General features: G+C 56.9%; 17 protein-coding genes and 1 riboswitch. Of the genes, 8 read left to right on the top strand and 9 right to left on the bottom strand.

All coding sequences use genetic code 11. From position 1 onward, the window contains the following. Positions 1–270 precede the first annotated feature (270 nt). The 7 genes from ROO76_04240 to ROO76_04210 all read right to left on the bottom strand — a co-directional run bounded on the left by ROO76_04240 (position 271) and on the right by ROO76_04210 (position 8,937). Entirely contained in the window at positions 271–1,857 is a 1,587-nt protein-coding gene (locus ROO76_04240; GenBank protein MDT8067356.1) for a radical SAM protein, read from the bottom strand. 292 nt (positions 1,858–2,149) lie between these two features. Continuing rightward, positions 2,150–3,835 (bottom strand): dynamin family protein, encoded by a 1,686-nt coding sequence (locus ROO76_04235; GenBank protein MDT8067355.1) that lies wholly within the window; start codon positions 3,833–3,835, stop codon positions 2,150–2,152. A gap of 82 nt (positions 3,836–3,917) precedes the next feature. Continuing rightward, positions 3,918–4,622, bottom strand: a complete 705-nt coding sequence (locus ROO76_04230; protein ID MDT8067354.1) for an NB-ARC domain-containing protein — start codon at positions 4,620–4,622, stop codon at positions 3,918–3,920. A 56-nt stretch (positions 4,623–4,678) separates the two neighbouring features. Further along, on the bottom strand, positions 4,679–5,026 hold the full coding sequence (locus tag ROO76_04225) for a DUF190 domain-containing protein (protein ID MDT8067353.1): 348 nt from the start codon (positions 5,024–5,026) through the stop codon (positions 4,679–4,681). Further along, positions 5,023–5,721, bottom strand: a complete 699-nt coding sequence (locus tag ROO76_04220; GenBank protein ID MDT8067352.1) for a DUF190 domain-containing protein — start codon at positions 5,719–5,721, stop codon at positions 5,023–5,025. Before ROO76_04220 ends, ROO76_04225 begins: the two co-directional genes overlap by 4 nt. A gap of 145 nt (positions 5,722–5,866) precedes the next feature. Then, positions 5,867–6,244 carry a fluoride efflux transporter CrcB gene (gene crcB / locus ROO76_04215; protein MDT8067351.1) on the bottom strand — a complete coding sequence of 126 codons (378 nt, stop codon included), beginning with the start codon at positions 6,242–6,244 and terminating at the stop codon, positions 5,867–5,869. Between the two features lie 265 nt (positions 6,245–6,509). Next, positions 6,510–6,591, bottom strand: a riboswitch (Fluoride riboswitch). 150 nt (positions 6,592–6,741) lie between these two features. After that, a complete protein-coding gene (locus tag ROO76_04210) occupies positions 6,742–8,937 on the bottom strand; it encodes a winged helix-turn-helix domain-containing protein (protein ID MDT8067350.1) in 2,196 nt (731 codons plus the stop codon). 432 nt (positions 8,938–9,369) lie between these two features. On the opposite strand from ROO76_04210, the gene ROO76_04205 reads away from it, so the two are divergent. The 3 genes from ROO76_04205 (at position 9,370) to ROO76_04195 (ending at position 15,995) form a co-directional block, all read left to right on the top strand. Further along, positions 9,370–12,951 carry a carboxypeptidase regulatory-like domain-containing protein gene (locus tag ROO76_04205; GenBank protein MDT8067349.1) on the top strand — a complete coding sequence of 1,194 codons (3,582 nt, stop codon included), beginning with the start codon at positions 9,370–9,372 and terminating at the stop codon, positions 12,949–12,951. A 295-nt stretch (positions 12,952–13,246) separates the two neighbouring features. Beyond that, a complete protein-coding gene (locus ROO76_04200) occupies positions 13,247–14,488 on the top strand; it encodes a glycoside hydrolase family 30 beta sandwich domain-containing protein (GenBank protein MDT8067348.1) in 1,242 nt (413 codons plus the stop codon). Positions 14,489–14,492: 4 nt separating this feature from the next. Continuing rightward, positions 14,493–15,995 (top strand): glycoside hydrolase family 30 beta sandwich domain-containing protein, encoded by a 1,503-nt coding sequence (locus tag ROO76_04195; GenBank protein MDT8067347.1) that lies wholly within the window; start codon positions 14,493–14,495, stop codon positions 15,993–15,995. Between the two features lie 29 nt (positions 15,996–16,024). Here ROO76_04195 and ROO76_04190 read toward each other — a convergent pair whose 3' ends face one another. After that, entirely contained in the window at positions 16,025–16,630 is a 606-nt protein-coding gene (locus tag ROO76_04190; protein MDT8067346.1) for a TetR/AcrR family transcriptional regulator, read from the bottom strand. A gap of 110 nt (positions 16,631–16,740) precedes the next feature. Here ROO76_04190 and ROO76_04185 point away from each other — a divergent pair, with 110 nt between their 5' ends. The 3 genes from ROO76_04185 to ROO76_04175 are packed head-to-tail and all read left to right on the top strand — an operon-like array spanning position 16,741 to position 22,624. Further along, complete coding sequence (locus tag ROO76_04185) at positions 16,741–19,896, top strand: efflux RND transporter permease subunit (protein MDT8067345.1); 3,156 nt, start codon at positions 16,741–16,743, stop codon at positions 19,894–19,896. 2 nt (positions 19,897–19,898) lie between these two features. After that, positions 19,899–21,149: an efflux RND transporter periplasmic adaptor subunit gene (locus ROO76_04180; protein ID MDT8067344.1), complete on the top strand. Its 1,251-nt coding sequence runs from the start codon at positions 19,899–19,901 to the stop codon at positions 21,147–21,149. Then, positions 21,146–22,624 (top strand): efflux transporter outer membrane subunit, encoded by a 1,479-nt coding sequence (locus ROO76_04175; GenBank protein ID MDT8067343.1) that lies wholly within the window; start codon positions 21,146–21,148, stop codon positions 22,622–22,624. The genes ROO76_04180 and ROO76_04175 overlap by 4 nt, the downstream gene beginning before the upstream one ends. Before the next feature lie 12 nt (positions 22,625–22,636). On the opposite strand, the gene ROO76_04170 is transcribed toward ROO76_04175, so the two are convergent. Beyond that, a complete protein-coding gene (locus ROO76_04170; protein ID MDT8067342.1) occupies positions 22,637–23,026 on the bottom strand; it encodes a YciI family protein in 390 nt (129 codons plus the stop codon). Between the two features lie 122 nt (positions 23,027–23,148). Between ROO76_04170 and ROO76_04165 the strand changes: the two genes are divergently transcribed. Continuing rightward, the gene (locus ROO76_04165; GenBank protein ID MDT8067341.1) at positions 23,149–23,370 is read left to right on the top strand and encodes a hypothetical protein; all 222 of its coding nucleotides are present in this window, start codon (positions 23,149–23,151) and stop codon (positions 23,368–23,370) included. 95 nt (positions 23,371–23,465) lie between these two features. Then, on the top strand, positions 23,466–24,170 hold the full coding sequence (locus ROO76_04160) for an SOS response-associated peptidase (protein MDT8067340.1): 705 nt from the start codon (positions 23,466–23,468) through the stop codon (positions 24,168–24,170). Positions 24,171–24,282: the final 112 nt, after the last annotated feature.

The raw sequence follows: 24,282 nt of genomic DNA, 5'->3' as shown, positions 1-24,282 counted from the left end.
GGGTTCTCAGACGAGGGAGGCAAAAGTGCCTGAACAAGTCGGGGCAGTGACAATTAATGCTCAGCTACTGTAGCACGTCTGGCGACTCACAGTTCACAGCACGTGGCTGCCGACGCGGGGTAATTGACAATCCATCGCAAAGAGACGCACTGTCACCAAGCAGCTGCGTGAGATTGGCGTCCGCCCGGTCCGCCAGAGCGGGTTCTGGATGTGCTCTCATTTCGAGAAAAAGACGAAGTACGGTCCTTGTCGCGAAATGAGTTCCTGGCATTAATCGAGGATATTCAGCGGACTGACGACTTTCCGCATAGGGTCAATTCCGGACAGCGGTCGCGACGACCCGGCGGCGACCCACTCGGGCGCTCGAAGATCCGGGATTGGCTTCGTTTGAAAGAGCTTGCGGCACTGTCGAGCAATCCATCGCGCCGACCTCCTTGCCTTCTTGCGGCGCGCGCTGTCGGTGGAGATTCCCGTTCCGGCATACATCTCCCGATACAGCTTGGATATGAAGATGAAAGCCAGTCGTGATCGAAGCGTCGGGGTGCACCGCGAGCGCTTCCAGATAGACCTCAGATTGTAGAAACGGTCCCACACGCCCTGTGTCCGCTTACGTATTTCGTCGGAACTCATGAGCGGATGAGGGGTGAACATCTTCGGTCGGACATTGGATGGGATTAGCCAGTATCGTGTGATTGGAGTCCCCTCCACATACGACGGATTCTTCAACTGTTCCTTCTCCCAGTTGGTGAAGTCAACCGTACCTGGGAAAGGCGTCATCATGACAAACTGGGCAAAGGTGATACCGGACTTGAGCGCCAACTCGGCGGTCGCGGAGAATGTTGCCGGCTTATCGGTGGGCAACCCAAAAATGAACGAGCCGAGAACGTGCACGCCGTGTTCACGGAACTTCTGGAGTTGTTCGATCAATCGCTCTCCTGAGCAATTGAAGTCTTTATAAACAGCTTTGAGTCCTTCCGGTGTAACGGCTTCCACGCCGACGAGCGCGCCCTTGATATTTGCTTCCCGCATCGAATCCAAAAAGGCCGGATCTTCTGCCGCTTCCATCGTGATCTGGGTGAAGAACACCATGTCACGAGGGAGCTTCGCTAATTGCGACATCAGCCTAAAACGTTCTTCACGAATCTCTTCCAGGTTGTGAAGTTTCTCTAAGTTGTTCTGGGCTTTGGCGAGGCGAAGATCGGTGAGAGTGACAGGGTAAAAGTTGTCGTCCGCCAGGGCAATGAAGCGAAATCCCAGTCGTCGCAGCGCAACGATCTCGTCAATCACGCTCTGGAAACCACGTTGCCGAGGCTTCTGTCCATCGGTGCGCCATACGGAACAGAAGGAACAATGTTTAGGGCAACCCCGAATCGTCTGCACCGATGCCCACATGTACTTCTCGGGAGATAAGAGATCCCAGCGTGCGGCGACGAACTGATCACCCTCGATCTTGCCGCCATCATAAAACCGTTCGGGAGTTCCGGCAGCGCAATCTCTCACGGCGCCAGCCCAGGCTATATCGCCATCTCCAGTTACAACACTGTGGGCACCGCCGAGTTCAAACGGCTCCTCGGGAAAAAGAGTTGCGTGAATCCCACCGTAAATTACCCATGCTCCCCGAGCCCTCGCCATATTCCCTACTGCATAACCGCGCAGGGCATTGCCGGTGTGGACGCTCACCCCGACTATGTCTCCGGCATGAATCGTGGAAGGATCTAGCGGCTCCAGAGTTTCGTCCACCAGCTTCGGATCTCCATATTCTCGGGGGGTAGCCGCGGCCAAAACGAAGAGCCAGCGCGGTGTAATCACCGCGGTGCCAAAAGAATTATCGCTAGGATTAATCAGATGTACGGTCACCGAGTGTACCTTTCAAATACGAGATGTTCTGCGCGCAAGTCATGCTTCGATCGGCCGCCGGGGACCAAAGCATCGGAGGCTCGGATCGAGTCGCCGCAACGCCCAGGAAGGTTGGCTAATTATACATACCCGCCACTCTGTGGTTGAGCATTAAGATGCTCCACGATGTGCATGACGTTGCACTCGTCGACCAGATGATCCGGAGACCATCGTCAACCTGGGCGCAGACAGCCGAAGACATGAAGATGTGCTTTCAATACAAAGCGCCTCGGTGTGACCCGACAACAAGGGACTAATTCCTGAAGTTTGAAGATTGCATAACTGCTTCCAGTTGAAGCCGCAGTTCATTCAACCGCTCCAGTTCAGCTTCCACAGCTGACGATCCGGTTGCAAGAATATTTCTGGCATTCGTAAGTGCACGTTCCGCAACCCCACTCACGTCTTGCAGGGTCTTTCTGATCCGTGATTCGAGCCTTCTTCGGCCCTCTGCTACACGCTCGTCGACATCGCTCTGCACGCGTGAACTGTTGGTCACGAGGAGCTTATCAAGGAATTCGTGTGCATTCTCCACAATCGGCTTATAGAACCTGACCAGGCCAATAACGACGTCTCCGAGATAAAGAACCGGCGAAGCCGATCGTGCCACGGTAACAAATTCATGGAATACGAACGACGTTTTCGTTTCGAATCCGCGAACATCTTCGATGCGCTCCGGCAATCCGGCCATCTCTGCCGTTCCAGATTCTGCGAGTTTCTCCAAAAAATCATTTGCGAGTTCGACGAACCGTGCAGTCGCCCGCCTGTAGGCTCCTTCCGCGTGGCGCTGTTGCTCTTCGAGCCATGGCAAGACATTTCGACGGGCGACAGCCTGAGCCGCCGTCATCGCCGAGATTCTGAATGAAGGACCATACCCATGTCGAAGTGCCGAAAACTCCCGTTCCAGTTCCGCATGGGCATGACGTTTCACATCTCCCAGAAACTTCTCGCGGTTTTCTTCAAACTTTCGTGCCAGACGATTCTGTTCTGCGGAGAATAGGTGCCCGAGATCCAGCAGTGAGCGTTCCGCTTGCGAAACGGTCTCCCTTAGAAATGCGATCCTCGTCTCAGAAACCTCGAGAGGCTGAATAAGTGCCTGACGTTGCTCTTCGATCACCCGAAACAGTGCCTCCGAGAGACGCCTGGTTCCGCGCTCTTGCGCAGATTTCGCCAGCATATCGCCCGATTGCGAGGACAGGCGTTCGAGCGAGCCCACGAACTCGCTCCAGTCACGATGCGCGCCCGAGCGCTCCAGGCGTTCCAGCGCGCTCACTTCGTAAATGCGATCAACCGGGCGGGCCAGTCGAGACTCGATCATCCGTTTCGTAAATTCAGCAGCATCAATTCTCTCTTTTTCGGTAACGCGATCCGCCTTGTTCAAGACGACCAGCAGGTCTCTCACTTGTGACCCCAGCGCGTCAATCAGACTCAGTTCGTCGGCGGTGATCGGCGGATCTGCGCCGACCACAATGATGACGGCATCAATGTGGGGAATAAATGCGCGAGTCGCTTCTGTGTTGCCGAGAAATACAGAACCGATTCCCGGGGTATCGACAAGGCACATCCCGCCGGAAAGAAGTTCCGAATGCAGAAATACCTCTACGCCTTCTACCGACTTCCGGTTCTCAGGGTTTTGTTCTTCGGAAACGTATTCAGCCAGTTCATACGGGGCAATAGCTCGCCACTCGCCCTCGATTCGAACCCGGGCAGTCTTACTCTTTCCATAACGGATTACGGTCGGGACAGACGTGACGGGGGTCACCCCCGTCGGGAGAATCGAATCACCAACTAATGCACTCAACAGTGTCGATTTCCCACGTTTGAACTGGCCAACGCAGGCAACGTAAAACCGGCCTTCTGAAATACGCTCCGCCAGGACGGCGGCTTCCGATGCCGCCCTATCTTCGCCCAAAGCCGCCGCGATCTCACCGATCTGAAGCATCGCATTGAAACCGCTGGGCTCCCGTTCACTCTCCTCCGAGTTTGTTATTGCCAAAGGACCTGAATCACTCATGGTTCGATTGCTAGTTGGCGTTCGCCGTAGCCCACTCCATCCTGAAATCGATATAAAGCGGCGACCACTTGATGTGGTCTTTGCTCCGATACTTCGTCTGGCCAGCCATCTCGATCATGTGCACAATAGCTCCGGGATTGCCGTCACTGCATTCAACGATGTTGTCAACAACCGCCTTGAGATTTGTCGCAACCAGATGTTTCTGCGAAACGACACGCTCGGCAAAGCCTGCTGCGCTCTCCGCACCAAAGTTCCTGATCGCAAGTCTTTCGCTCCGGTCAGAAAGCAGCGGGGCCACAAATCCTGCGTCCTCCATGTGCGCGGATCGTGCCACCGCTATCACAGGGGTCGAGCACAGCCAAACGACTTCTCTCACCATGGTCGCAAACGATTGTGAAGGCTGGTTGAGGTGATCGAGTACCAGCACGTACTTCCCCGCCCGAAGAGCGTCCGTGACTATCCCTTTTAGGGAAATGGACGACTTTGAAAGTAGAGTGTCTGTCCGACCTCTGCAGATCTTCGCGACGGTAGGATCTTTCCTGGCGGCGAGCAGTTCCGCCAATCGTTTGAACACAACCTGCGAACTTGGCGTGGACGGGCAATAGAGGGCTTGCGGGAATTCCGGCAGCACATAAACCAGGAGAAGGGTTTTCCCTACTCCCGATGGTCCGTGTACGAGCACGGACTTACGCGCCGCCAGTCTTGCGCGGAGCAAACCAATCTCTTCTGTTCTATCGAAAATCTCCATCATCACCCGGTCGCCTCTGCCAACTACATTGAACGCTTGCCCTCCTCGTGAACGTAACGGATTACTTCAACATCCGACATCGCGATCAGTCCCTCGGAAACCATCCCATCCAGTAAGGGCAGAAGCTTGTTGATGTTCTCCTCGGTGTCTATCACCTGCACCATGATGGGAGCATCCTTGGAGAAGAACGCCTGCGACCGATGAATCAACGTGCTCGCGCCGTATCCCTGGATCCCGCGATACACGGTGGCGCCAGCGATGTCGAGTTCCCTGCACTTCTCCACGATCGCGCGATAAAGCGGCTGATTCTGCCACTTGTCATCCTCGCCGAAATGAATGCGAAGCATTTTCGCCCGACCCTCCAGTTTCATTTGCGTTCCTCCTTCCGGCGCTCAACCTGGGTGTAATCGTGGGTGTACTTGATGATCTCGACGTCAGACAGCGCAACAAGTCCCTGTTGGATCATCTGATCGAGAACGGGAATGAACGCCCGGAGCTTTTCCTCGGTGTCAACGACCGACAGCAGGATAGGCGCATCGTGCGAAAGATTCAGCGCCGAGTCCTTATGTATCCGACGGTTTGCACCATACCCGAGAATGCCTCGAAACACGGTGACGCCGGCAATGTCATTTGCCCGCAAGCTGTGAACAACCGCTTCATGAAGCGGCTTTCCATTCCATTTATCGTTCTCCCCGACAAGGATGCGCATCATCTTGGCTTTGCCCTCGCGCTTCAGAGGAGGTGGCGCAGGCTCTTGCTGATTGATGCCGGGCGGCCGAACGACATTCGTGTCGTGAATCTCGAAGAAGCCGTTGCCAACAATATCGGAAAGCTTCGGAAGAATTTCCGCAACCTTCTCCGCGCTCTCGATGAATTCGATCTTTATCGGCATCTTGTCCGCAAGGTCTACCAGGCGGGACGTATGGAGTTTATGGTCCGTGCCGAAGCCTGCGATGCCCCGTGTGACAGTGGCACCGGAAATTCCCCGGTAGAAGAGAAAATCGAGGATCGCCGAATACACCGGCGCCCCGTGATAGCTCTCTCCTTCCATGACGTACACAGCCACTTTTTTTGCTGGCCCACTCGTTAACAAGTTTCCTCCTATCGGGTAAGGCCCCCGCTGCGCCATGAGAGATTCAGCAGCACGTCCCAGGATGCCACTGCTACTGTGCTCGCCAGAGAGGCTTCCAAACTCACTGCTGCCGAATCTCTCACGAGAATGTCCGCCCGACTACAACTCCGGCCCAAACCGCGCCAAATCCGGCGATCACACTCAGCGCCACATTCGCAAAGCCCATCAGCATTTGGCCGTCCTGGACCGTTCGGAGCGTTTCATACTCAAACGTTGAAAACGTTGTATACGCGCCGATGAACCCGATCGGCACGAGATAATGCCAGTTCGGACTCGCATCCGTCTTCTGTACCAACACGGTCATGACAATTCCAAGCAGGAATGTCCCCGTAATGTTGATCACAAAAGTTCCGTATGGGAAGCGCGTTCCGAATCGATTTCCTATATAGCTGCCTAGAACAAACCGGGCAATCGCACCGATAAACCCGCCGATTCCCACCATCACATACTTAAGCAAGCCTGGTCTTCCTCCGATCCTTGACATCTCCGAAATTCACTGCCGACTGCCCACTTCCATCCCACAACCAAGCACAGCCGAATCGCTGGTCCCATTGCGCGGTCAGTGCTCCACCGTGTCAGGACTGCAAAATCCAAAGTCAATTCCCTTTTTACATGCGTCTTCCGGCGCATGCTGCAAGCACACCGACCAACATACCCAAACAGTTCAAACCCTCTTGTTCTCGGGATTCCAGCAGCAGACAGACATGGCTCCGCAACAAGAACCCTTGTTAGGAGTCATCATCTGTCCCGCTCTAACAGTAGGTGGGACAGCGGTTAGGGGTGAACTCCTTCACCCGTAGCTGACTAATATCTCATGATGCTGGGCAAAGTCAACCACAAGATAGTGCATCCTGAGGCATCAAACTCCACCGCACCCCTACCCTCGGTGGTTCACCCGAAAGTGACCCAAACCCGAAATGTGGGATTTGAAATTCCCGTTCTCACCCCAAGTATTTAACGGAAGTTTTCGACCAGCGTCAGGTGGCTTCCGGCCTCGGTTAGGTCGGTATAGAGCAACGATTGGCCATCCGGCGAGACCGTGATTCCGGCAAACGGTGGTGGGGTACCTTGCAGCTTTCGCACATGCAGAACCCTGCCGTCGGGAGTGGCGAGATCGATGCTGTCGGGCTTTGTAGTCGAATCCAGGTAATAGAGCCCTTGTTTCGCTACTGTCCAATAACCCCAGTAGCCGATGCGCGGCTGCGGTGCGACTTGAACGTCCGCTCCGCCATTGACCGGAATGCGCCAAATCCCCGCCGCGTCGGCTCGCGCAAAGTAAACGTACTTACCATCCAGCGAAGGAATCGCAACGAACCCGCCATCGCGGGTCACCTGCTGCGCCTGCCCGCCGCCCGATGGCACCTTCCATATCTGCCAAGCACCACTGCGATTCGAGCCGAAGTAGATCCAACGCCCATCCGGCGACCACGATGGCACAATGTCATTCGATTCCCCATCCGTGATCTGTTTCGGAATGCCACCGTCGGCGGCGATCACGAACACGTGCGAGTGTCCCTGCGGCCGCGAATCGAACGCGATCTGCTTTCCATCCGGCGACCATGCAGGGCTCCCGGTCAACGATCGCTCGAACGATGTGAGCTTCGCCAGTTCGGAGCCGTTGCTGGATGCGACCCAAATTTCCTGCGTTCCACTCCGCCACGATTGAAAGGCTATATGTGTACCGTCGGGAGAAATCTGCGGTGCCGAGTCCTGCTGCGTCGAGGAAAGCACTGGCGCGGGAGGTTCCTTCGCGCCGCCCGGGGTCAACTTCATCCGCATGATGCTCCACTTCGACGAGCTTTGGGCGTAAACCATCCGGTCGCCACGCGGCGCAATGTTCGGGCTGAAGGCGTCTTCACCACCAACGGGCAGGCGCACGGGCTTGCCACCGGAAACAGCGATGCGCCACAACGAGAATTTGCCACCTCGATCGGACGAGAACACCAGGGATTGTCCATCGCGGCTCCATGCGATGGCGTTCACAAACCGATTGTCGTGGGTAATGCGCTGGGGTTCCCCGCCATTTGCGCCCATGATGTAGATGTCGCGCACTGCGGCATCAACCGCACGCAAGAAGGCGATCCTGGTGCCATCCGGAGAGAACGCGGGTCCTACGTCTCCGTCCCAGTACTTTGGTGGCGTCGTAATTGGAACGGCCTGCAGCGAATCCAGCGAGAGCGAATAAATAGATGACGGTGTGCTTGCAGACTTGCCGTCCGGGAACAAAAGTCGCTTGCCATCCGGAGACCACGAAAGGGTTCCGCGATCCCATTCGATGGTCCCTTTCGGCGTATACACCTTCCGCGCGGGACCACCAATTGCGGGAATGATGTAAATACCGCGGTCGGCTGCGGAGTCTCGCATAAACGCAATCGAGCGGCCGTCCGGCGACCATACCGGACTATAGTTGTCCGACCCGTCCGAGGTCAGGCGTAACGGGTTCTCGCTGTCCAGCAATTTCAAGTAGATATCGCGTTTACTGCCCCTCAATCCGCTCCACGCGTACGCGACCTGGTTGCCGTCTGGAGAGAATGCAGGCTGGACTTGTGCACCTTCGTCTGAGGTGAATGGAACTGTTCTATAACCGCCTTCAGGGACAACAATCAGCTTTCGTTGTCGTTCCCACCGGTAAGCCACAAAGGACGCAATCGAAAGTAGAGTAACCGCACCCAAAACCGTAATCCAACGAAGCCTTGATGCTTTTATCGCGGCTACTGAAGTACTCTCCTCTGGTTCTACCGCGGGCTCAAGAACGGCGACACCGCTGCGGGACGACCCAGGGCTTCGTCCCGCCTCCGCTGGCCAGGGCGTCCGCGTCGCTGACGTTGGCGGGTCCGGAGGAATAACCTGAGCTATCAATCGGTATCCAGTTTTTGGAATCGTCTGAATGAACCGCGGCGCCCGGGCGTCATCTTCGAATACTCGGCGCAATTCCGATATGCAGCGGGTAAGGACGTCCTCGCCCACGAAGGTATCCGGCCAGACCGCGTGCATCAACTGGTCCTTGGAGAGCACCTCGTTGGAGTGCGAAGCCAGTTGAATGAGCACCTGCATGATCTTCGGTTCTATATGAACCGCACGATCCTGCTTTCTGAGACAGTTGATCTCCGGCTCGACTTCCCAATCGGCGATGCGAAAATGACCCTTCAAGAACTATCCCCGCGGTGATGCGCACCTCAAATTATAGTCGCATAATCCCAGTAGAATGAAACGGTTGGAATCCCTCAGAATTCCCTCAGGAAAGAATCTGAATTAACTCACTTTTATTCCTCTTGCAAAGCTACTACGTTCACAGGCGTTTGTAGCGCGTTTTCACGACTTGAGTACTCGTGGGGTGGGAGTAGGTCTTTCCCTCGGTACCCAAAAGTCCACGAATACCCGAGGATGTTCTGAGTAGAACCTGGATAGGGGTGAGCCCCGATCCACTCCAGCGCGTTTGCCGACCGGACCCATTCCCGGCATCCCAGACCGCCCACTTGGGAGAGAAAGATCATGATTTGCTGCAGTTCGCCGAGAACTTCGCATCCCCCACGAAACAACTCATTCACACTCCAGGCGAGCAGGCTGTCGTCCCAGGTAATATTGCTGATCCTCCTGGGTACATTGGCGTGCGTTGCCGCTTTCGGCCAGGCAACGTCGGGAACCATGTTTGGAACGGTTCAGGATCCGACGGGCGCTGTTGTCGCCGATGCAACCGTCACTGCTACCGCACCCAACATCGGTCTGACGCGAACCACGACGTCCAATCAATCTGGTGATTTCGCTTTTCCCAACCTGCCACCGGCAACCTACAACGTCGAGGTTACTGCGAAGGGTTTCAAAACACATGTGACCACCGGGGTGGTGGTGGGAGCCACGGATCGTGTCAGTGCCGGCGCACAGGTGCTTGAGGTGGGCGGCACCGGAACCTCGGTCACGGTCACGGCCGAAGGCGCTCAGATCCAGTTGCAAAGCAATTCCGGGGAGCGCTCTGACACCATTACCAGCAAGCAACTCAACAATGTTGCCTTAAACGGACGGATGGTGCTGGATTATATGAAGCTCGTTCCGGGAGTCATCAGTAGCTTTGACGGCCACCAATCCGGTACGGGTGGGATCGACGCATTCAACATCAACGGGACCCGTGCCAATGAACACGAGTTCACCATCGATGGCGCTTCGAATGTCGATACCGGGAACAACGGTGGCACTCACGTCACCATCAACACCGATGCCATCCAGGAAGTCAAGATCTTAACTTCCAATTACCAAGCGGAATACGGCAAGGCCGCAGGGGGCCAGGTTATCGTCACAACCAAGAGCGGAACCAGCCAGTTCCACGGTGATGCCCGGATCTTTCACCGCCACGAAGGGTTGAACGCAAACGAATGGTTCAACAAGCGGGACCAGATTCAGAACAACCAGCCGAATCAACCTGGCAAGTATCGATATAACTATTTCGGTTACCAGATCGGTGGCCCAGTGATTGTCCCCGGCACGGATTTCAACAAGAACAAGGACAAGGTGTTCTTCTTCTGGGGCCAGGAATACTATCGCCAGTTGCTGCCCGTGAACGGCGACCGCGTCACGTTCTATACTCCGACCGCTTTGGAACGCGTCGGCGATTTTTCTCAGTCAGTGGACGGAAATGGTCTACCCGTTCAGATCTCCGGACCAGGAATCGTCCCGGGCACGAACAAGATCGATCGTTCCCTGCTGAATCCTGCCCAGCAGGCCGTGTTTGATCAGGTCTCGAAGATACTCTCCCTTTATCCCCTGCCCAACGTTGCCTCCGCTTATGGCAATGGCACCAACAATTACAATTACCTGACCACCTTCTCGCCCGCGAATCCGCGACGGGAAGACATATTCCGCCTCGATTATCAGATCAACGCAGCCAATCGGTTTTTTGGTCGTTATATCGGCAACTCCGATACGACCAGCGGCCCTGTGCTTCCCTGGCCTGGCTACGGAACATTTGCCTGCACTGGCGGTATCGTATTCAGTGGTGGCTGCACTTCCAAGCATCCTGGCTGGAACTTATCCATCAATCTCATCAGCACCATCACTCCCAACCTTCTCAATGAGTTCTCGTTCGGACCCAGTGTGAGTTCTACTTATTCATCGGGAAAAGGTGGGAACCTCTCCGTCGGAGCAAATGGCATCGACATGCCGCTGCTCTACCCGGTTTCGCCGGACCAGTCGATCCCCGATCTCGGATTTGGCGGCCTTAATAACACAAACTTCGGATGGACCTACCTTGGCGCTACGCCGTGGCATCAGGCCAATACCACCATCAACCTGAACGATAACGTCAGCTGGGTGAAGAGCGGCCATACCTTCAAGTTCGGCGTCTTTTATCAGCGGAACCGTAAGGACCAGATCGCCTGGGGCAATGTCAACGGTCAGTTCAGCTTCGGTGTGGGACCCACTTCGCCGTCGGGATGTGACAGCAACGTAAGCGCATGCGGCGATCCGCTAGCCAGTGCGTTGCTCGGCTCTTTCGATTCGTTCAGTCAATCCGCCTCGCGTCCAGTCGGGTACTTCCGGTACAACCAACTTGAGTTCTACGCGCAAGATACCTGGAAGGTCACGCCGCGCTTCACACTCGACTACGGAATGCGCTTTGCTTGGGTTCCACCGCAGACCGATGCGAGAAACCAGGTCGCAATCTTCGATCCCGCCGCGTATGACCCGGCAAAAGCGGTTGCAATTGATCCGAACAGTGGAAACATCATTCTCAATGACCAACCCGGTGGGAATCCAAACGGCGATCCTCTCAACGGGATGGTGTTCACAGCCAACCACCAGATTCCAGCTGGTGGCTGGAATGACCGTGGCGTAATGCCGGAGCCGCGTATTGGCTTCGCCTATGACTTGTCGGACGACCACAAGACGGTCCTTCGCGGTGGCTTCGGTATGATGCACGACCGCACACAAGGCAACCTCATCTTCAACGAAGTCTTCAACAACCCAGTCCTCGACGCAAAACCAGCGATCTACAACAACAACATTGCCAACCTCGGTTCCGTGTCAGTTGCGGCTAACACTTCACCGCTGGGGGCCATTTATGGAGCATCGCGAGACGGCAAGGTGCCGACGGTGTACAGCTTCAGTCTCGGCATCCAGCACGAACTCACCAATTCAACCACGTTGGATTTGGCCTATGTTGGAACGCTGTCGCGTCACCTAACCACGGCACGGGATATCAACGCAATCCCGTACGGAACGGAGTTCACCGCGGCGGCACAGAACCCGAACGCGACTTTCGCCTGGTGGAGCCCGAATTCCGGTCAGACCTGCTTCCCTGGCGGCGTGGTCGGTCCTGAGCCGGGATTGCCGACGCAGTACTCCGACGCAGGTTACAGCTACAGTTCCGCCTGTGCGTACCCCACATCGTATCTCGTGCCCTATAAAGGTTACGGACAGATGGAGTACCTGGAGTTCAATGGCAACGGCAACTACAACTCGCTGCAGGCTTCATTGCAGCGACGGTTTGCCCAGGGCCTCACCTTTGGTGTGGTGTATACCTGGTCAAAAGCGATGACCACCGCGAACTCGGATGAGGACTTCCTGGATCCGTTCATCAACAGCATCATGTATCGCCGCGCATCGTTCGACCGAACCCATGTTTTTGCGGCAAACTACGTCTACAACCTGCCCAATGTGACAAAACACTTTGGCGGACCCAAATGGTTGTCTTTTATCACGGACGACTTCCAACTCAGCGGAATCACCCAGTTCATGTCAGGCAACCCGCTGTATCCAACCTCTTACTGGTGGAACACAACCGAGAACCAGGTTACGGGCAGCAACGACTGGGGCAAGATGCCGATCTTTATGTACGTTAATAATGACGGCACTTTCCAGACCCCGAAGCTTGGAGCGCCAACAAAACCCAACTGGGATTTGTATCGGAGCGGCGGGATGCAGGACTGGGATATGTCGCTCTTCAAGAACATCAAGTTCACTGAAGCTCGCTATATACAACTCCGCCTGGAGGCCTTCAACGTCTTCAACCATCCGAACTTCTACGGGAAGGAACTCGGATATGGCCTGAATTCCGCCAGCGGATCTACTCCGATGTCCTACAGTACGGCCGGAAATTTTGGCCAGTACACCTCAACCTATTCCGGAACTGGCGGACCACGCGTGGTCCAACTCGGCGCGAAGTTCTACTTCTAACCTCCCAACCAGCGGGGAGGACTTGCGGATCTCTTCGATCGCAGGCCTCCCCGCTGGCATTCCCACGCGTACTGTAAACGACGTCTCGCGCACCGTGAAAAGAGGGACCAATTTGAAATCCATCAGCCGTCGTGATTTCGTTCGTCTGTCCGCCGTCGGAGCGGCAGCCGCTGCCGCACCCCTTCCCTTAAACGCACTTATAGAAAATTCTCCAAACGGAAATATTTCCGTTTGGACGACCGCCGGTGATCGACGTCATGCTGCATCCGATCCGTTACGCTGGAGACCCGCCTCAGTGGCGTCGAACAGCAATATCACCCTCTACCCGTCGAAGCAGTTTCAGGAGATACTCGGCTTCGGCGCGGCATTCACCGATGCCGCCTGTTTCACGCTTACCCGCTTGAGCAGCGATGCTCGCCGCCAACTCTTTCATACTCTCTTTGGTGGTTCGCAGATGGGCCTCTCGGTCAGCCGCATTTGTGTAGGCGCCAGCGATTATTCGCAAAACCTCTACAGCTACGACGACGGCCCTGGGCCCGATCCTGACCTGAAGCGTTTTTCGATCGATCACGATCGCGCCTACATCCTTCCCATTATTCGGGAAGCCCGCGCCGTGAATCCCGACTTGTGGCTGCTCGCCTCCCCCTGGAGCCCGCCGGGCTGGATGAAAGCCAATGATTCCATGCTCGGCGGTTCCATGCGCAAGACCTGGTACGCGGCTTACGCGGAATACCTGGAACGCTTCCTCGATGCCTACGCAGCCGCAGGCGTACCCATCAACTCGCTGACCACGCAAAACGAGGTGGACACCGACCAGGATGGCAGAATGCCTGCCTGTCTCTGGGGGCAGGAATACGAAATCGAATTCGTGCGCGACCATCTAGGTCCACGGCTGGCAAAGTCCGGAAACAAAACAGACATCTGGATCCTCGACCACAATTACAACCTCTGGGGCCGAGTTCTTTGTGAACTCGAAGACGAGCAGGCGCGAAAGTTCATCAAAGGCGTGGCCTGGCATGGTTACGCTGGCACTCCAGATGCCATGACGCGCGTTCAAAAAGCGTACCCGCAGGTACCGCAGTTCTGGACCGAGGGCGGCCCTGATTTCGTGAAGCCGGGTTACGCTACCGAGTGGTCCAAGTGGAGCACAGAGTTCACCGGCATCCTGCGCAATTATGCGCGCTGCATCATCGCATGGAACTACGCCCTCGATGAGCACGGAAAGCCCAACATCGGCCCGTTTGACTGCGCGGGACTGATCACGGTTGATTCGAAATCTGCGGCGATTTCCTACAGCGGTCAGTACTGGGCAATGGCGCACTTTTCAAGCCACATGCATCGCGGTGCAAAGATCATCGAGAGTTCCTGCGATCTCAGCGATGTGGCCCACGTTGCGGCGCTGAATCCGTCCGGCCAGCATGTACTCGTCCTGACGAATAGCGGCACGGAGAAGCGCACCGTCAGCATCCGATCTGGCAACTCTCTCGCCGAAGCGCTTCTCCCTGCGGATTCAGTGTCGACCTTGGTCTGGAGCTAGTACCATGAAGCTCTGGATAGGCTCTGCACTCGCAGGGTACGGTTCAGGAAACACTCTCATGGGTTCATTCGTAATTTCATTGCAGGTCGCGCTCCTTGCTTTCTCGTTGCACGGCTGTGGTGGAAACTCCTCCACCCCACCATCGCCGCCGGTCACCGGGGCCAGCGTCACGGTCTATGTAACGACCGGCGATCAATCAAAGCTTTTACACCACGAGGCCGACGTTCAGTTCTCTGCGACTCCAGCCAGCGGCAGCATCATCATTTTCGACGGTACCAGGCGCTACCAGACCATGGACGGCTTTGGTGCCTCGCTCACCGATTCCTCGGCCACGGTAATCACCCAGGACCTCACCACTGCACAACGTACACAATTAATGTCCGACTTGTTCGATCCCTCCTCGGGAATCGGACTCAGTTTCCTGCGCCAGCCCATGGGCGCCTCCGATTTCTCGGCATCTGGCAATTACTCTTACGATGAAATGCCAGCCGGCCAGAGCGATCCCACGCTGGCGAATTTCTCCATCGCGCATGATTCGGTTGCGATCATTCCGCTGCTCAAACAGGCAATCTCGCTCAACCCGAACCTGAAGGTCGTAGCCGTGCCGTGGAGTCCACCGGCGTGGATGAAAACATCATCCACCATGAATGGCGGGAGCGTGGACCCCGCGCAATTCGCGCCGCTTGCCCAATACTTTGTGAAGTTTGTTCAGGCGTACCAGGCACAGAACATTCCCATCTACGCGATCCTGCCGCAGAACGAACCGCTCTACAGCACCTCCTCCTACCCCAGTACGGAAATGTCCGCAACTGACGAGGCGAACTTCATTGGCAATTTTCTCGGTCCATCCATGACTGCGGCTGGCCTCAACCAGGTCAAAATCATTGCCTACGACCACAATTGGGACCATCCGGAGTACCCGCAAGCGGTGCTCGCGGACGCGACGGCATCCGCTTACGTTGCAGGCACCGCATTCCACTGCTATGCGGGAGATCCCAGTGGACAAGTCACGGTCCACAGCGCCTACCCCACGAAGGACATCTGGTTCACCGAGTGCTCCGGAACCGTCGGGAGCAGTTTCGCAGGAGATCTCAAGTGGAACGCCGATAAGCTCCTGATCGGTGCCGTCCGCAACTACGCGCGCAGCGTGAGTCTTTGGAACCTCGTGCTCGACCAGGACTCAGGGCCCAAGAACGGTGGATGCTCAAACTGTCGTGCACTCGTCACCGTGGATAACACTGCCAGCCCGTCCCGGGTGACTTACAACGTCGAGTACTACGTTCTGGGACATCTGGCAAAGTTCGTCAAGCCAGGTGCCTGCCGTGTCGACACGACAAGCAATCCGGGGGGAATCGAAACTGTCGGTTTTGTGAACCCCGACGGTTCGAAAGTACTGCTCGCACTCAACCAGGGCGCCAGTGCTGACTCTTTCACCGCCCAACAGGGAACCCTGCGCTTCAGTTACACGCTTCCTGCAGGCGCTCTAGCTACCTTCTCCTGGAAGTAGACGACATACCCCTTGTGACCGAATTCGCATCACGCGCCGAGTCCGCGTTCCGACATATCGAAGATAGCGTCCACGAGTTGGCAATCGATGCGCGTATGACCAACCAGCAGGCGGAAATACAGGGGTCCATAAAGGATATCGAGAATCGTGTCCGCGGCGATGTCCGAGCGGATCTCACCATCTTTCTGCGCCCTGCAGACGAGTTCGCGCGCCTCTCTGCGCCGCGGCTCAATCCAGTACCGCCGTATGGCCTCCACCATCTCCGGCTGTGATTGCCCGGCGCCGATGATCACCGCCAGTATGTCGCCGAATTCACCACGCATCAACCGGGTCACTCGGCGCATCTGCTGGTGAATCGCTTCGCGAACAGGTGCATCTTTAGGAAAGTGCAATTCGGGACCAAGGCTTTCCACGAAGGCGTCGATCACCAGCGCGGCCTTGTTCGGCCACCACCGATAAACTGTGGCCTTTCCGACTCCGGCGTGCGTGGCGATGCCTTCGATCGAAAGCGCGTTGAATCCCTGATCCTTCAGGAGGGTCAGCGTACTGGCAAGAATTGCCTGGCGCGCTTCATCGCTGCGGGGACGTCCAGGGCCACGCCTTTCTGGGGGCGCGGAAGTGGGCTTGCTCACCATCGTGAGCCCAGTCTACCATGATTTGAATCCGATACGGCTCGTATTGAATCTGAATCACTTTATATCCAGCGCCCTTCCTTGCTGAAGTCGCTGTCGGTGAAGGCCCTCTAATGTGGATTGTCCAACTGGCGTTGCGCAGGCCGTACACATTCATCGTCCTCGCGCTCATCATCATCCTGCTGACGCCTCTCGTCATCCTCCGCACCCCGGTCGATATTTTTCCCGATATCGATATTCCCGTCATCAGCGTTATCTGGAACTACAACGGGCTGTCGCCACAAGAAATGGCCGACCGCATCGTCAGCAACTCTGAGCGCGGCGTTACCATTACCGTAAATGACATCGAGCATATCGAGTCGACTTCTCTCAGCGGCGTCGCTGTAATAAAGATCTTCTTCCGCCCTGGCGCCAACATTCAGACTGCCCTCTCCCAGGTGACCGCGATCAACCAGACCGTCGTTCGTGGCCTGCCTCCCGGAACCACGCCGCCGTTGGTCGTCACTTACACCGCCTCGTCCATTCCTGTTATTCAGCTCGGCCTTTCCAGCAAAACCCTCCCCGAGCAGCGTCTCTACGATTTGGGCAACAACTTCCTTCGAACCCAGTTAGCTACCGTGCAGGGCGCTTCTTTGCCGTTTCCCTACGGCGGCAAGCAACGCCAGATCATGGTGGATCTTGACGAGCAGAAGTTGCAGGAATTCGGTCTCACTCCAACCGACATCGTCAATGCCGTAAATGCAGAGAACCTCGTCACGCCTTCGGGCTCCGCAAAGATCGGTTCGCTCGAGTATGCCGTGGAGATGAACGGCACCCCGAAGACAATCCAGGCTTTGAACGATCTTCCGGTCCGGACCCTCAACGGTTCAACGCTCTACTTGCGCGACGTTGCACATGTGCGCGACGGGTTCTCGCCGCAAACCAACATCGTTCGGCAGGATGGCGTCCGTGGCGCGCTCATGTCGGTCTTCAAAATAGGCCGCGCCTCGACCCTCGACATTGTCAAAGCCGTAAAATCGGTCGTCCCTGTTGCCGCCCAGACGCTGCCGCCGGCATTGAAGATTACTTCATTTTTCGACCAGTCTCTGTTCGTGCGCGCGGCGATCTCCGGCGTCATCCGCGAAGCGATCATCGCGGCTGCGCTGACGGCTTTGATGATCCTCATCTTCATCGGCGACTGGCGCCCGACGCTGATCATCTCCATTTCCATTCCGCTCTCGATCTTTGTCTCCGTCATTTTGCTTGGAGCCATCGGCGAGACGATCAACATCATGACCCTCGGCGGCTTGGCGCTCGCAGTCGGCATTCTCGTCGACGACGCGACCGTCACAATCGAGAACATCGAGCGCAATATCTCGATGGGCAAGGACATGCAACAAGCCATCCTCGACGGTGCCCAGCAGATTGCCGTTCCGGCCTTCGTCTCGACTCTGTGCATCTGCATCGTCTTCGTACCGATGTTCTTCCTGACCGGAGTCGCTCGCTTCCTCTTTGTACCCATGGCCGAAGCCGTCGTCTTCGCGATGCTCGCTTCGTACCTGCTCTCGCGAACCTTGATTCCCACGCTGGTCATGTACATCATGCGCGGGCACGAGCATAAAGCCGCCGAACCCAAGACCTTCCTCGGACGCTGGCAACGAGGTTTCGAGCGGTGGTTCGAGAACTTCCGCTGCTCCTACGAAAGTCTGCTGGAAGCGGCCCTGAATTACAGGAAGGTTTTCGCCATCGGATTCGCCCTGTTTTGCTTTGCATCGCTCGGACTCGTCTTCTTTCTCGGCGAGGACTTCTTCCCCCAAGTCGATGCCGGGCTCATCCGCTTACATATGCGCGCCCGCCCAGGCCTGCGCGTGGAGGAGACCGCACGGCTCACCGACCAGGTCGAGCAGGTCATCCGCCAGCGCATTCCGAAACAGGAACTCACCACCATCATCGACAACATCGGCGTCCCCTATTCAGGATTGAACCTGTCCTACAGCACGTCCGGAGTGATCGGGTCCAGCGATGCGGACATCCAGGTTGCACTTAACAGCAACCATCATCCAACCGAGGAATACATTCGCGAGCTTCGCGCCGAGCTTCCCGCGAAGTTCCCGGGAGTCGAATTCTTCTTCCAGCCCGCCGACATCGTTTCGCAGATTTTGAATTTCGGACTTCCTTCCCCCATCGACGTCCAACTGGTTGGGCCCGACATGAACGCCAACTACGCACTCGCGCAGAAGATTGCGAACCGCATGCGCCTCATCCCCGGCGCGGCAGATGTACACGTTCAACAAATGATGGGCCTGCCAACGCTGTACATGGATATCGACCGCTCGCGCGTGAACCAGGTGGGAATGAGCGCTCGCGACGTCGCGCAGAGCGTCCTGGTTTCCCTGAGTGGAAGCTTCCAGACCGCGCCCAACTTCTGGTTGAATCCACGCAACGGTGTCACCTACCAAATCGCCGTCCAATCGCCTCAATACCGCATCACTTCCCTGCAAGACCTGATGAATATCCCGGTGAACCGATCTCAAGGCCAGGGACAACAGCAGGTCCTCGGAAATCTCGTGCAAGTACATCCCACCGCCCGCGCCGCCGTTGTAAACCATTACAACGTCATGCCCGTCATCGACGTCTTCGCGAGCACGGACGGGCGTGACCTCGGCGCGGTCTCAGGCGACATCAATAACGTGCTGAAGGATTTCCAGCACCAACTCCCACGCGGATCGCGCATCGTTGTTCGTGGTCAGGTGGAGACGATGCGCTCTTCGTTCTTCGGCCTTGGCGTCGGACTCCTCATGGCGATCGTTCTTATTTACCTGCTGATCGTGATCAACTTCCAGTCATGGCTGGACCCATTCATCATCATCACTGCCCTCCCTGGAGCTCTCGCAGGAATCTGCTGGTTCCTGCTGCTCACGCATACGCGCCTGAGCGTTCCCGCGCTGACCGGAGCCGTGATGTGTATGGGCGTAGCCACCGCCAACTCGATTCTTCTGGTTTCATTCGCGCGTGAGCAACTCGACGCCGGCTTGCCGGCCTTCAAGGCGGCTGTCTCTGCCGGATATACGCGTATTCGCCCAGTGCTGATGACCGCCCTCGCCATGATCATCGGCATGCTCCCCATGGCGCTTGGCCTCGGCGAAGGCGGCGAGCAGAATGCTCCCCTGGGCCGTGCCGTTATTGGCGGATTAATCTTTGCCACAATTGCAACCCTGTTCTTTGTCCCGGCCGTGTTTACGATCGTCCACGGACGTAGCGAACACGCCGGGCAACGGAGTGATTCATAAGTATGGAACGCAATACATACGAACATGCATCCCAACCCGAGTCTCCGGTTCAGCAACACGGGACGCACAGACCGGAAATCGAGAAGTGTCCTGATGTTCCTGCGGCGCCTCCACGTCGAGCCCTGGCCGTCATCGGCATTTTTCTCAGCGTGCTCATCCTGGGGGGCGTCGTGACTTTCATTTTGCGCGCCCACGATGAACGCGTTCTCGCGAACACCACGGATCGTGAAGCCATTCCGTATGTTGCGGTCGTCTCTCCAACTCCGGAGGAGGCAGACCAGGACCTCGCCCTCCCATCCACGCTCCAGGCTTTCAAGGAGTCTCCGATCTACGCCCGTACCAGTGGATACCTGATCAACTGGACGAAGGACATCGGCAGCAAGGTCCGCGCTGGACAACTGCTTGCCCGCATCGACACTCCGGAGGTTGATCAGGAACTCATGCAGGCCCGAGCCGCGCGCCAGCAGGTCACCGCCCAGTTGCAGCTCGCCAAGACGTCTGCCGAGCGCTGGCAGAACCTGCGCCAGAGCGATGCTGTCTCGCAACAGGAAGCCGACACGCAGGTGAGCGGCTACAAGCAGGCACAGGCAAACGTCGCCGCTGCCGACGCCAATGTCCGCCGCCTCGAGCAACTCGAGTCCTTCAAAAACGTCTATGCACCGTTCAGCGGAGTCATCACCCGTCGCAACGTCGACCCCGGAGCGCTGATCAACGCAGGCTCATCCGCAGGTCACGAGCTCTTCGACATCGCGCAGGTCGATCCCATTCGCGTATTCGTGAACGTTCCCCAGGCCTACGCCGAACTCATGAAGGTCGGCACTCCCGCCGACGTCGAATTGCAGGAAATACCCGGTCAGAAATTCAAGGGCAAGATCGCCCGAACTTCGGACGCAATCGATCCCAACACGCGCACCCTTCTAACCGAGGTAGATGTTCCCAACAAAGACGGCCGCCTTCTTCCCGGCTCTTACGCCCAGGTGCACTTCCAGATCGACAACCATGTCCAGCGATTTACGGTTCCCGTGAACTCGATGCTCTTTCGCGCAGAAGGCGCGCAAGTGGCGGTCGTCGACAAGAACGGTACCGTGCAGCTGCGCAAGATCACAATCGGCCGCGACTACGGAACCAGTCTCGAAGTCATAGAAGGTATCGCGCCCACAGACAAGATCGTCATCAATCCTTCTGACTCGCTTGAAAGCGGTGAGAAAGTCAACATCGCGCCGAACTCGAATCAGACGGGACAGCAGCCGTGAAGCCCCATTATTATGTGATCGTAGCGCTCCTCGTCGCTGCTTTAACTGCCAGAGCCTCTGAGAAGCACGAATCGAAGCAGAAGAAGCCCGACGTGTCTGTCCCCGTTTCCTGGCAGACGCAAGCTCCCTTCCACATCGCCGATCCGAAGGACGCCTTTCCAAAGGGGACGTGGTGGACCATTTTCGGCGACGCGGAGCTGGATCAGTACGAACAACGGGCCCTGGCCGCGAATCAGACGCTCAAGGCAGCCACTGCCCGACTGGATGAAGCTCGCGCGGCGGCAAGGATCACGCAAGCCGGACTCTTCCCGGAACTCGACGCTGGCCCATCCATCGCTCGCCAGCGCGTCAGTGGAAACCGCCCCAACCTTCCTGCGTCGTCATTGGGTGTTCCCATCACGCAGAGCGTCTACACGATTCCCTTCAACCTCAATTACGAACTCGATCTTTTCGGAGAAGTGCGTAATAACGTCCGCTCGGCGGAAGCCGCGTTGCAGGCCACGGCGGCCGACACGCAAAACGCTCAGCTCATCGTGACCAGCGAACTCGCAGCGGATTACTTCCAGATGCGATCACTTGATGCTGAACTCGCGGACGTTCAGGAGGCGATTAACTACGAAGAGAAGGGCATGCGGTTGGTCGATCAGCGCCACGAGCAGGGCATCGCCTCTGGCCTCGACGTCGCGCAGCAGGCGGCCGTGCTCGATGCCGCCAGAACACAACTCTCCTTGCTGGAGCAGCAACGCGCCCAATTCCAGCACGCGATCGCTACGTTACAGGGTATTCCGGCGTCCCAATTCACGGCTCCAATTCGTGCTCTTAACACTCCTCTTCCCGAGGTCCCCGTTGCCTTGCCTTCGCTGCTCCTCGAACGCAGGCCCGATATCGCGTCAGCCGAACGTCAGGTCGCCGCCGCCAATGCTCAGATCGGCGTCGCCCGTGCTGCCTTCTTTCCAAGAATCATCCTCGGCCTAACCGGCGGTCTCCAGAGCACCAGCGTCTCCAGCCTCTTTTCACTTCCAAGTGCTCTCTGGTCTCTTGGCGCGTCTGCCTTCGAACCCATCATCGCCGGAGGACGCGTACATGCCCGCTACCAGCAGTCAAAAAGTGTCTATGATGAGTCCGTCGCCAACTATCGCGAGACCGTTCTAGTCAGCTTTCAGCAGGTTGAAGATGCGCTTTCATCTCTGAACGCGCTTGCCGCCGCGGCACAGTCCCAGGATCGTGCCGTCGCCGACTCCCGCCGCGCTCTAGACCTCGCCACCGTCCGATACACCGGTGGCCTGGTAAATTATCTTGATGTGATTACGGCGCAGGAACAATTGCTCTCAAATCAACGTCTCGCAACGCAACTGATGGGACAGCGCATGGTCACCGAGGTCCTGCTGGTCAAGGCGCTGGGCGGAGGCTGGGATGCCTCCACTCTGCAGACTTTGCCCACAAAACCGACGCTGAAGCAGGCTGTTCAGCAGTAGCACAAAACTGCCTCAACCCGTTACACCTTTTGACGTTTCTGCCAGCGCTTCTTCCGGGAGCCCCTCCAACTCCAGCACGGGCCGAACTTCAACGGCTCCCTTGCGCGCTCCCGGAATTTTCCCTGCAATTTCAATCGCTTCGTTTACATCCTTCGCCTCGATAAGAAAGAAGCCGCCAAGGTGTTCGCGAGTTTCGGCGAATGGCCCGTCGGTGACGGTTCGCTTGCCCGAACGCACTCGTACACTCGCGGCGGTCGCCGCCGGCTGTAATGGTGACGCCAGCAGATAATGGCCGCTCGCCTTCAGTTCGTGAGCCAGTTTAGTCGAGTCAACGTAGCACTGTTCGCGCTCCGATTCTGTCCAGGCGTCTTCCGCCGCATAAATCAGCAACATGAATTTCATGCGATTCACCCCAACCCAGTATAAAACGGGTCCAAAGCTCACTTACCGACTGCGCCACCGATTCTGTAAAACACCGCAACCTTTCTCCGCCAAACTCATCACAGCTAACCAGGGGGAATGCGATGAAGGTACGTGAAGGCGGTTTCGCCTACGACATCGAACCCGTGAAAGATCCCTCAACCATGTTATTCAAGCACTTCAAAGTAACTATCGAACGTCTACATATGCAGGGCGACGAGAAAGTCTTTGAAGGCACTGCTAAGACCATCGAGGACGCCAAGGCGCTGGCCGAACGAGAATTACATAAGCTGCAACCCGAGAAACAGTTTCGACAGGCGGGTTGAAAGCGAATTCTCGGTTACCGATTGGCTCCCAGTATTACCGATTGGCTCCCAGTAAAAGAACCGAGAGATCGGCTCCGCGGTACACTATTGGCAGCATGTGTGGGCGATACCGGCTGTCCAGCACCGAACGTTTCCTCGAGCGCTTCGAGATCGAGAATGAGATTGAGTTGGCGCCGCGTTACAACATCGCGCCATGCCAGCAGGTCCCCGTCGTCCGCCAGCATCGCGAGCGCCCCGTCCGAACCGCTTCCATGATGCGCTGGGGGCTGATTCCCCACTGGTCCAAAGATGACAAAAGCGCGGCGAAGATGATCAACGCCCGCTCCGAAACCGTCGCCGAGCGCCCCGCTTTCCGTGAGCCTATCCAGCGCCATCGCTGCCTCATCCCCGCCAATGGCTTCTACGAGTGGGCACGGAGCGGCCCCGGCAAGCAGCCGTATCACTTCGGTATGGCCGACGATTCTCTCTTCGCCTTCGCCGGAATTTGGGATCGCTGGAAATCGCCGAGCGGCGAATTAGTCGAATCCTGCTCCATCCTGACCACCTCCGCCAACGCGCTCCTCGCTGACATTCACGATCGCATGCCCGTCATCCTGCGGGACGAAGATTATGACTTGTGGCTGGATCCCGGTTATCAGCATGGCGAAGGAATATTGGAGATGCTGCGCCCATATGATGCTTCGGCCATGAAGCGCTACCCGGTCAGCAAGCGCGTGAATTCGGTCAATAATGAAGACGCCGAGTGCGCCGCCGAGGTGAATCTGCAAGGCGCACCCGCCACAACCCTGTTTCCCATGTGATCGCCCGAAAGCAGAAACCCCACCAGGCGGAAGAAGCCGGGTGGGGTATCTAAGCAATTTGTCATCCTGAGCGCGGCGAGGAATCTGCTTTTTGCCCGCTGCGCCACAGCAC

The organism is Terriglobia bacterium (genome assembly GCA_032252755.1).
Lineage (GTDB): Bacteria > Acidobacteriota > Terriglobia > Terriglobales > Acidobacteriaceae > JAVUPY01.
Note: the sequence above shows the minus strand (reverse complement) of the source record. Positions and strands in the feature narration are given on the sequence as shown.

Coding starts and splice junctions, on each gene's coding strand:
- ROO76_04235 (MDT8067355.1), bottom strand. CDS start 3,835: ATGCTTCAGATCGGTGAGATCGCGGCGGCTTTGGGCGAAGATAGGGCG.
- ROO76_04225 (MDT8067353.1), bottom strand. CDS start 5,026: ATGAAACTGGAGGGTCGGGCGAAAATGCTTCGCATTCATTTCGGCGAG.
- ROO76_04195 (MDT8067347.1), top strand. CDS start 14,493: ATGAAGCTCTGGATAGGCTCTGCACTCGCAGGGTACGGTTCAGGAAAC.
- ROO76_04190 (MDT8067346.1), bottom strand. CDS start 16,630: ATGGTGAGCAAGCCCACTTCCGCGCCCCCAGAAAGGCGTGGCCCTGGA.
- ROO76_04185 (MDT8067345.1), top strand. CDS start 16,741: ATGTGGATTGTCCAACTGGCGTTGCGCAGGCCGTACACATTCATCGTC.
- ROO76_04180 (MDT8067344.1), top strand. CDS start 19,899: ATGGAACGCAATACATACGAACATGCATCCCAACCCGAGTCTCCGGTT.
- ROO76_04170 (MDT8067342.1), bottom strand. CDS start 23,026: ATGAAATTCATGTTGCTGATTTATGCGGCGGAAGACGCCTGGACAGAA.
- ROO76_04165 (MDT8067341.1), top strand. CDS start 23,149: ATGAAGGTACGTGAAGGCGGTTTCGCCTACGACATCGAACCCGTGAAA.
- ROO76_04160 (MDT8067340.1), top strand. CDS start 23,466: ATGTGTGGGCGATACCGGCTGTCCAGCACCGAACGTTTCCTCGAGCGC.